General features: G+C 41.6%; 10 protein-coding genes and 3 pseudogenes. 5 read left to right on the top strand and 8 right to left on the bottom strand.

The features are described from left to right. The 6 genes and pseudogenes from HGJ98_RS06065 to HGJ98_RS22335 form a co-directional block, all read right to left on the bottom strand. Positions 1 to 512: pseudogene (locus HGJ98_RS06065) on the bottom strand (hypothetical protein); the annotation flags it as partial. A gap of 54 nt (positions 513 to 566) precedes the next feature. Then, positions 567 to 995 (bottom strand): hypothetical protein, encoded by a 429-nt coding sequence (locus tag HGJ98_RS06060; protein WP_291350160.1) that lies wholly within the window; start codon positions 993 to 995, stop codon positions 567 to 569. After that, positions 992 to 2,515 carry a DNA methylase gene (locus tag HGJ98_RS06055; RefSeq protein WP_291350159.1) on the bottom strand — a complete coding sequence of 508 codons (1,524 nt, stop codon included), beginning with the start codon at positions 2,513 to 2,515 and terminating at the stop codon, positions 992 to 994. Before HGJ98_RS06055 ends, HGJ98_RS06060 begins: the two co-directional genes overlap by 4 nt. 139 nt (positions 2,516 to 2,654) lie before the next feature. Beyond that, positions 2,655 to 3,287, bottom strand: a complete 633-nt coding sequence (locus tag HGJ98_RS06050) for a type 1 glutamine amidotransferase family protein (RefSeq protein ID WP_291350158.1) — start codon at positions 3,285 to 3,287, stop codon at positions 2,655 to 2,657. A gap of 75 nt (positions 3,288 to 3,362) precedes the next feature. Then, the gene (locus HGJ98_RS06045) at positions 3,363 to 4,325 is read right to left on the bottom strand and encodes a YafY family protein (protein ID WP_291350157.1); all 963 of its coding nucleotides are present in this window, start codon (positions 4,323 to 4,325) and stop codon (positions 3,363 to 3,365) included. Between the two features lie 63 nt (positions 4,326 to 4,388). Next, positions 4,389 to 4,573, bottom strand: a pseudogene (locus tag HGJ98_RS22335) (helix-turn-helix domain-containing protein); the annotation flags it as partial. On the opposite strand from HGJ98_RS22335, the pseudogene HGJ98_RS06040 reads away from it, so the two are divergent. Further along, positions 4,573 to 4,756 (top strand): annotated as a pseudogene (locus tag HGJ98_RS06040) (Tn3 family transposase); the annotation flags it as partial. The pseudogenes HGJ98_RS22335 and HGJ98_RS06040 overlap by 1 nt on opposite strands. Before the next feature lie 205 nt (positions 4,757 to 4,961). Then, a complete protein-coding gene (locus HGJ98_RS06035) occupies positions 4,962 to 5,126 on the top strand; it encodes a hypothetical protein (protein ID WP_291350155.1) in 165 nt (54 codons plus the stop codon). A 1,073-nt stretch (positions 5,127 to 6,199) separates the two neighbouring features. On the opposite strand, the gene HGJ98_RS06030 is transcribed toward HGJ98_RS06035, so the two are convergent. Then, positions 6,200 to 7,096 (bottom strand): DUF3102 domain-containing protein, encoded by an 897-nt coding sequence (locus HGJ98_RS06030; RefSeq protein WP_291350154.1) that lies wholly within the window; start codon positions 7,094 to 7,096, stop codon positions 6,200 to 6,202. A gap of 223 nt (positions 7,097 to 7,319) precedes the next feature. Here HGJ98_RS06030 and HGJ98_RS06025 point away from each other — a divergent pair, with 223 nt between their 5' ends. Together HGJ98_RS06025 and HGJ98_RS06020 are read left to right on the top strand one after the other, a co-directional pair. Continuing rightward, a complete protein-coding gene (locus HGJ98_RS06025) occupies positions 7,320 to 7,544 on the top strand; it encodes a DUF1659 domain-containing protein (RefSeq protein ID WP_291350164.1) in 225 nt (74 codons plus the stop codon). A gap of 35 nt (positions 7,545 to 7,579) precedes the next feature. Then, the gene (locus HGJ98_RS06020; RefSeq protein WP_291350153.1) at positions 7,580 to 7,819 is read left to right on the top strand and encodes a DUF2922 domain-containing protein; all 240 of its coding nucleotides are present in this window, start codon (positions 7,580 to 7,582) and stop codon (positions 7,817 to 7,819) included. 110 nt (positions 7,820 to 7,929) lie between these two features. On the opposite strand, the gene HGJ98_RS06015 is transcribed toward HGJ98_RS06020, so the two are convergent. Then, entirely contained in the window at positions 7,930 to 8,364 is a 435-nt protein-coding gene (locus tag HGJ98_RS06015) for an SLOG family protein (protein ID WP_367142677.1), read from the bottom strand. Between the two features lie 266 nt (positions 8,365 to 8,630). On the opposite strand from HGJ98_RS06015, the gene HGJ98_RS06010 reads away from it, so the two are divergent. Continuing rightward, entirely contained in the window at positions 8,631 to 8,942 is a 312-nt protein-coding gene (locus HGJ98_RS06010; protein ID WP_291350151.1) for a helix-turn-helix transcriptional regulator, read from the top strand. The last annotated feature ends 84 nt before the right edge of the window (positions 8,943 to 9,026 follow it).

Here is a 9,026-nt window from a genome sequence, read left to right as displayed (position 1 = left end):
GGTATCTTCGGCTCAACAGGAACCCACTCATAGTAATCTTTAGTATATTTGAGGCGACTGTATTCAAACTCGGCCTGCAGATCCTTGATATAAGAAAAGGGCTCCTCCATAGGCGCGAGCAACAGATTCTCCCGAATGGCATCCAGCACAACCTGCTGTTCACCGGTGAGAGGATTGTCCTGCAGGAAGGCGTCAAACTGCGCCTGATCCCAACAGTATACCTGCTCCAGTGCAGCAGCATCCCCGCAAGCCAGCAGGAGTCGCAGGAAGTCCATAAAATCTCTTGCCACCAGATTCACATAGTTTCCCGGAGTATTCATCGGGCTGACTGCAAACACCATCTCGCCAAAGCCATGCGCGAAGCAATAGTGGATACCATCCACACCGGCCCAGCCGATCACTTTCGACCTTTTGGGCGTGAAGAAGTAGTTGCTTCCACTCTCGCCACGCTCCAAGCCAACGCAGGAGCCGTCAATATTCAGTTTTAGATATCTTTTATAAGTGGTTGCCATCAATATATCTTCTGTGTGCTTGTATTCACTATCTGTTCTAACCTTACTATCGGTTCAACGCATTTCCATAAATTCGAATATCTGCCCTTCTATACTGATTATTTCATCTATGGGAATCGCTGTGCCATCGGTCATAACGACAACCCGTTCATATTCGTCTATCTTTTTAGCCGTACTGATAGCAGTAACATAGGCGCCGCCATTCTTCTTCGCATCCGGCTGAAAGTAGGTAATTGCGATTTCGGGATACTCTTTAATCCGATCTGCTATGATTTGCAGCCTATCACTCAAAGCGTCTTTCATATATTCGTCCAATTTTACTCTCTCGTCAGTCAGTCTTGCGGTTTCTTTGATGGCGGCATCATAGCCGGTCAGTGCGGCGAAAGGGGAAAACTGGGCTGCCCGGTCAATAGCAGTCATATGAGGGCGTGTCTTAGAGACATGGTGAGGTAGATTAATGATGTCGTCATATGTCCTCGTCATGCCTTGTGCCCTCCAATCTGCTTGTTTCGGTCTACAGTGGTAGCGCCTTCCTCGAGATTCATACCCTTTAGAATGGCGTTCTTGCCGTATTTCTTTTTTATTTCAAGCATTGCTTGCTGCATCTTTTTTTCTCGTGCAAGCACAGCTTCTTCATCTTCTTTTTTTGCTTGCTCAGCCGCGTAATTCGTAAAGAGATCAAGTTGTTCAAAGTTGCCCGTCTTTTGAACAGTTGCCTCATCAACGACATGATTCGCTGTGATGTTGACTCTTCTGATCAGAAGATTTTTGTCAACGATGCGTTCAAACAGATCTGTGACTGCATCCATGATTAGCTTTGTAGAGGAGGTCTGTCTGCCAAGATTTACAGAACCATGCGCGGATTTCGGAAGGTTGCGTCCGTAGTGGTCAGTGGTGATTGCCCCGTGATATGATTTCTTTATCTCTGAATTTGTTAGATTATCGATATCATATCCGACCGTCAAAACAAGCTGGTCGCTCACAAGCCTTTTATCTACCAGATCAAGTACCAGCAGATCAGTCATTTCCCGTACGATCAGCTTCGCTTTGTCAAAAGTATAAGCATAGTGCAGTACCTGCCCCGATCCAATACTGTTTGTACTTGGCTTATACGCTTTAATATCGGCAATTGTGCATGGCTCCCACCCCCACGCATGGTCAATCAGCAGCTCAGCGTTGATGCCGAACAGCTTATACAGTAAATCCTCGTTGTAGTAATCGGTAGGTTTACCGAGAGAGCATCTTGCAATATCTCCCATTGTAAAGAGGCCTTTTTCCTCCAGCTTCTTGGCATATCCTTTTCCAACGCGCCAAAAGTCTGTTAGAGGCCGATGCGACCACAGGGAGCGACGGTAGCTCATTTCGTCCAGCTCGGCGATCCGCATACCGTTGTTATCAGCAGGTATGTGCTTTGCCTGAATATCCATAGCGATCTTGCTTAGATACAGGTTTGTGCCAATTCCCGCCGTTGCTGTAATGCCAGTTGTTCTGAGTACATCCAGAATCATTTTCGCGGCAAGCTCACGGGCTGAAAGATTGTAGGTGTTCAGATAATTGGTGGCGTCAAGGAATACCTCATCAATGGAGTAGACATGAATATCTTCGGGCGCAATATACTTCAAATAGATATTGTAAATCTGCGTGCTGTACTCTATATAATACGCCATCCTCGGTAGAGCAACAATGTAGTCCAGCGAGAGACCCGGTGAGGATTTCAATTCAGTATCGTTGCAGGAAACGCCGGAAAAGGCTCGTCCGGGTGCTTTGCACAGCCGTGCTGCATTTGCTTCCTTCACCTTCTTTACGACTTCAAACAGCCTCGCCCTACCGGGAATGCCGTATCCTTTGAGGGAGGGAGAGACGGCGAGACAGATGGTTCTTTTTGTGCGGCTTTCATCAGCGACAACAAGGTTGGTGGTCAGCGGATCAAGCCCCCGTTCCACACATTCGACCGAAGCGTAGAAGGATTTCAAATCAATTGCGATATAGGTTCTGTTCTTCATGCTTATTCTCCGGTTGCCTACTACTTAAATACAAATTATCTGCTCGATAAATTTTTATTTATCTGTGCGTTATAAAATTATAAGAAATTCACTTTAATCGTTCATATACCCATTATTAGCCTGAGCTTTTCAGTTACTTTTATTTATTTATTGAATTCATTAACTGGAAGAAGTATTCAGGTTTATGAGTCTTATTTAGGTTATACCATGAATGTAATGTATCTGGTGTAAATACATCTACTTTTTTCAGTACTTCCATCGCAAATTCCAGAGGAGCTACTCCTGATGCAGTAACTAAATTCGCATCAGATACCGCAGGTCCCAACTCATGAAACTTTTCTCCTTTATAATTAGGACATACCATATTAATATACTCTAAGTTATTACTTGTATGCTTTCTAGAATCTAGGTATCCCATATTCGCGAGGCCCTCAGTTGCACCACAAATTGCAGCAACAATAGTGCCAAGCTTTAAAGCTTGGCCAATTCTTTCCAAGATTGGTTGATGAATATCTTCTCTCCAAGTAGTCCCTCCTGGTAAAATTAAAAGATCTTTACTCTCAAGAGTACATTCATCAAGGGAAATATCTGGTTTTATGCTCAGTCCTCCCATGGTAGTAATAATTCCTTTATTAGCTCCCACTGTAATTACTTTTAAAGGTGCTAAATCCTTTTTGAAATATCTTCCTGAGTTTAGTTCAGCAATTAAATGTCCATATTCCCAGTCTGACATTGTATTAAATACATAAAGATAAACTTGTTTTGTTTGCATCCAATAACACTCCAATCACAATTGATATAGCCTATTATAAAATAACTTCCCTGACAGCTAACGTCAGGGAAGTTATCATACTTGATAAAATTTTATTAATTCCGACAGAACTTCAACAAGTCTTTTCTTAAGACTTATTGGCTCAATAACTTGAATAGATTTACCGTACGGTAAAAGTAAATAAGGTACATATGTATGTATCATATCTTTTTCAAGAAGAAATACTGCTTGATTTGAAGTCCGTTCTTGTAAATAATGTCCTAAAAACCAATGTTGGCAAATATCATCCAACGCCCTTGTATTACCATTAATAACTAAAGAAATAATCCCTTCCTTATCTTGTATAGTTGGAAGGAGGTTTTTCATAAAAAAGTCACGTGCTGAAAAGTTGACTGGCTGGCTAAACTTATTTGCGGTTAGCATTAGACTTTCAATTCGATCTACTCTAAAACTTCGAATATCATTCCTAAGATGACAAAGCCCAATCACATACCAGTTATTATTCCAATAAATAATTCTGTACGGATCAACCAATCTATACTTTGATTTCTCTTCGCCACTTTTATGGTATTGAATTTTTACAGTGTATCCGTCAGCTACGGCCTTCTCCAACTCCCTCAAGAAAGGTTCCATGGAAAAGGAACTTAATCGACTTATTACTTCAAGACTGGTTAAATGTTGGTTTATCTTTGTTTCCTGCTCTTGATTTGAATATTTGCTTAGCTTTGAAATAGCTCTATTTAGTGCTTCACCACCATAATATCCGGCTTCTTCTGCAAAAACAGCAGCATGATAAAGTGAGGTTTGCTCTTCAAAATCAAAAAAAAGAGGCGCTTCAATAAAACTGTTCAATAAAGTGTATCCACCGTTATGTCCTGGTTCTGAAATTATAGGTACGCCACTTGTTGAAAGTGTATCAATATAACGATACACAGTCCTTATATTCATCTCTAACTTTTCTGAAATTTGTTTTGCAGTAATTCTTTCACCTGAACTAAGCATCCATAGAATCGCTAGTATATTGTCAATTTTAGGCATATAATTCCACCTCTATATGGACTTTATTTTCTATTATATTTTTCCGATTTTTAGTATAACCCATCAACTGTTCCTTTCTGATAGCTTTCTATATAATGAGGCCCTAGACACATTTGTAATTTCACAAATTTGATTACAGTCATACTTCCTTCTTTAATATTTACCGCATAATTCATTCCAGCATGATTTTTATGATATTTCTTTAATCGGCCTTTAAATTTTCCTTCTTTATTGGCCAGATCAATCCCTTAGGGAACGAACCATACAGCATTTAATTGCAAAGAGCCAGTGCCTTAAACATAATTATCAATGCCATCAGTATCTGGAACACCTTACATCTAACAAAAGCAGTTGAATATCAAAAACGGTCAGGTAGTTTTAATGAAGAATTATTGCACCATATGTCACCTCTAGGTTGGGAACATATTAATTACTGGCATAGGAATTCTTTTTTTCACCCAATCAATGTGTTCTTTATTACTAGATAGTATCAGTAAAATTATTCCTGCGATTAACGTAAATAGCCATAAAGATAAGTTAAACCAATCAAGCATTACCTTACCCCTAACTTATTGCTACGTTTTCCTCCAAATACATTATATTCCTGATGAGAATCCGTTTTTTTTCGATTACTTTTTGATAATCTTCGATATTAGTTTAGCTAAAAGAATTATTGAAGATAGCATAATTAAAATAACGAAAATCATTTCCCATTCCCAAATACTAGTGTTAGTTGCAACAAAAATTGTTATCTCCGGTGCTACAATAGAAATCAAAAAGAAAAACGGAGCTAAAAAATAGCTCGCTGCTATTAATAATATGTTTGGAGATACAAAAAGAGATACAAAAAGAGAAACCAAAATAACTGATAACCAAATTATATGAATATATTTGTAAATTATTTTTATAACTAATCCCCTCCTGCAGTTGAAAATCCCCTTATTACCTTACTTGTCGAGTAAGTCAGGAGCTCTCCGCTCCTTTCTTCCCTAACAACCGTACTTGTTCCTTTCAAAACATATGCTCAAGCCATCCTTTATCTCAACAGATTAGTATTTGAATTTCTTGATTATCTCTTTCGTCAGCCTATATCCTTCTGGGCTATTGGGCTCAACTTGCTTGCTCTTGAAACATTTCCATATTTACCCTTTCTCACGATTAACACCCCACAACATTTGGGGCAACTATTAACATCAACTTGGTCGCTACTTCAGCTTTCTTTTTATGTATTCCTTTGACATGCTGAGTTCTGACTTTTTTATCACCTGGATCACCCAGGAGCGGAAAATCAGGCATCCTATTTCTTTCTAATAGCTCGTAAAACACTTTCTATAGTCTGAATTCTTCATTATTCTGTAAAACCCTGCCAACAAGGGTTTCTATTTACACTATTCTTTGAATTACACACTATTAGCACAGACCTTATGTTCTATAGTCTATCTTGAACACCTTACTCTGCATTAAGCATTACACTCAACACAGACAATTTATGTGAATAGGAGCGAAGCCTAAGATTCCCTTAGTTTCGCTCCCTTTATTAATTATCCCCTCAAACTGAAACTCTCTCCGGTTCTATCTTCAGAACATCAACTGATAATACACAATCTTTCTGCTTAACCCTACAACACTTAAGCCAAAAATTTAAGCTTTCTTCTGTAAGTCCAGCCTCCAAACAGCTCCTTTGTTTTTCCACTCGGAACGCTGTGTATTCGCCTTCGGTAAAAGCCATTTATTATAGTTAAATCTTTAGTAACTATATTCAACACACAGTCAATTTCTCCTAGCGATTACTTCTCCCTGCCCCACACGGAAAAGGAGAGCACAATGAACTCTTCTCTTCCGTAGGGAGGATTACGACCAGGTGGCCGCTGGATTTAACTCCTCTCGGAATGGGTCGTATTAATTGATAAATTTGTCCTGATAACGGGGGGCCATACTTTCAGCGTCTTCGCCATGTTTTCAACAATCTTACTCGCCGTCTCCCTGTATTTTTCCTTCGCCTCCGAATCCGTTCTGTCTAATGCGGTGAGCATTTTCAGCAGCTCATCGTAAGCTTTGATCATGTTATCGCGGTGAATAGTGAATTGTGCGTCGGCCGTCATGAGGGAGGATTTGGTTTCCGCGGTTTTGAGCTTTTTTTCCAGTTCGGCAATTTTCTTGGCGGACGGGACCTCTTCTTTGGCCGCCTCCAGTTCCCTTTGCTTTAACATGACTTTTTCCTGCTCGGCGGAGTATTTTGACTTATATTCGTTCACCTGTTGCTCCAAGCTTTGGGTCTGAGTGGTTAATTGGGCGAATTCGCTGCTTTTCAAGATCAAGTCATTTTGGAGGTCCTTTTTCTCCTGAATAGCCTGGTCTCTGTCCTTCACAGCCTGTTGCAATTCCACCCTGGTCATGCTCTCTACATCGTGCTCGGCGATAAACTCCTCCCGCTCCTCTTCCGGGATCCCCAGGAGGATGAGTGCCTGGGTGTAGGTCAGATTCGTCACCGGTGACGAATCTGACAAGCTGTCATTGTCGGGGGAAGCAAGCAGTTTCGTCCCGTACTCTTCACAGACCTGCATTAACCTATCGGCCGTTCGCTGAGAGTAACTGACCGATTCTTTCAACCACTTACCCCATTCTCCATAGGGAAGCAGATCCTTAGCCTCCTTCAAGCGACGGCCAATCTCAATGGCGCCGGCAAGGAGGATCTTCCCGGTCTGGTGTCTGATCGTGTTTATTTCAGCCGCGATCACAAGCGGCGTGCGATCTGAGATCAAATCCTTCATATATTACCTGTCCTTTCTGTTACTTTATTCACAGAATATGGGGCCAGGCTTATGCGTGTGACAAACCTAATTTAAATGGCTTGTCCCAGAATCGAAAGCTGGGAACCTTACTTTTTTATAGGTCGGCCTCAGACTGTAACCTCCGGACAAGCAGGACCATAAAATAAACGGACGGGCTGAGTTCAAAGCGGCCTGTCAATAGGTCGGAAAGGATGTGGGGACGATAGCGGTAAGTACGACGTCTTTAAATTCAACGCTGATTGTAAAATACCAGACCGGGACCACGCCCACCGGCGGCCCGGAACTCAAGCAAAAGAGCCTGAATTACCTGAAGGCTGATACCACCGAACAGGATGTTTATGATGTGGCGGCAGCTTTATTCAGTCTGGGACAGCATCCGGTAATAAACGTGCTCCTGAGGAAAAATTTTGAGCTGCTCGATGAGTAGCCCTCCGGAAAATTTGCTGAAAAAGAGGTGGTACTATGGCCGTAACGACGAATAAAGTGGTAAGGTTAACGTTTACAACTGCCGGCGGCAAAACGTTTTCCATCACCATCCCGGATCCGAGGGAAGACCTGGATCAAGCTCAGGCAGAGGCCGTTATGGACACGATCATTCAGAAGAATGTATTCCTTACGTCCAGCGGCGAGCTGATCGGAAAACGGGATATTAAGGTTGTTGGAACCACGATTAACGACTTCTACGACCCTCCGCAAGTTTAGGTGGAGCCAAAAAAGAACGGCGGCCGCGTGGCCGCCACTTCTCGCCTAACTTATGGCAATGATCATCCTACGAAGAAACATTGTTCATTGGGCTTTGCTGCTAGTTTTTTTCAAATCAGTCGCACTTCATAGGTATTGGAGTCAATCAGAATCACAATCTTTCCCAGGGTGCGAGCAATAGAAAGGAGTTTCCCCGAGTCGCCGGATTTGCCGTTCCATACCACAAGCACATAATTACTCTGTTTAACCATATATTCCTTTTTCTTTCTGATGCAATCTTTACTGTAATGACGCTGCATTAGAGTTTCCTTATCGCATCGTTCTACAATAGAAAAGTACCTGTCACGCTGCGCTATCGTCCAATTTGTCGCCTGATTCTCACAGGGAATAACGCACTCTAGGGTAACTTCGGGATAGTCTCTTTTGAGGTCAAGGACGATTTCTGCGACAAACTGGCCTACACATAAATCAACACCGCTGATGAAATGAGTAACTCCCATAGCTTCAATCAAATAGACCGCCTGTTCCATCAGTACCTGCTTCAATCGCAGGCTCCCTGCGTTTTCGTCAAACCTCATATGAAAGCTTTTAGTGCTAGGTTCCGAAAAGCAGCAGGCAGTCCTTATATTGGCATATCTAATAATCATCGGTAATTTAGGCAACCACCTTTCTCGTAATAATATGGAATTAAGGCATATATTTTACTGAATTATATGGAATTCTTTCCCCTATGTCAACAGAAACATATGCTGTAATTCCGTATAAAGAGCCGATGTATTGTCTATAATCATATACAAGGTGGTGAATAGTAATGTATGAGGATTTATTTTACCAAAGACTAACCACGCTCCGCACGCAAAAAGGAGTTTCCGCAAGGGATATGAGCCTGTCTTTGGGTCAAAGTGAAAGCTATATCAATAAAATTGAGAACAAAAAGTCGCTGCCATCCATGACAGGATTTTTTTATATCTGCGAATACCTAAATGTCCCTCCTAAGGATTTCTTTAATGACGAAGTAAGCTTTCCCACAAAATTAAATGACTTAATTAATGCGTCGAAGAAGCTGAGCGATGGCCAATTGGAACATCTTCTGGCTATCATTAAGGACTTAAAGACAACCTAAGAAAAGCAGGCAAAAAAGAACTGACGTGTTGCAAGCACGCCAGCCCAGCCGATTGTCTAACCGAAGGTTTAGCCCGAATTAGAA

It is taken from the genome of Desulfosporosinus sp., assembly GCF_014237355.1.
Classification (GTDB): Bacteria; Bacillota; Desulfitobacteriia; order Desulfitobacteriales; family Desulfitobacteriaceae; genus Desulfosporosinus.
The sequence above is the reverse complement of the archived record's forward strand: the minus strand, read 5'-3'. Positions and strand labels throughout refer to the sequence as shown.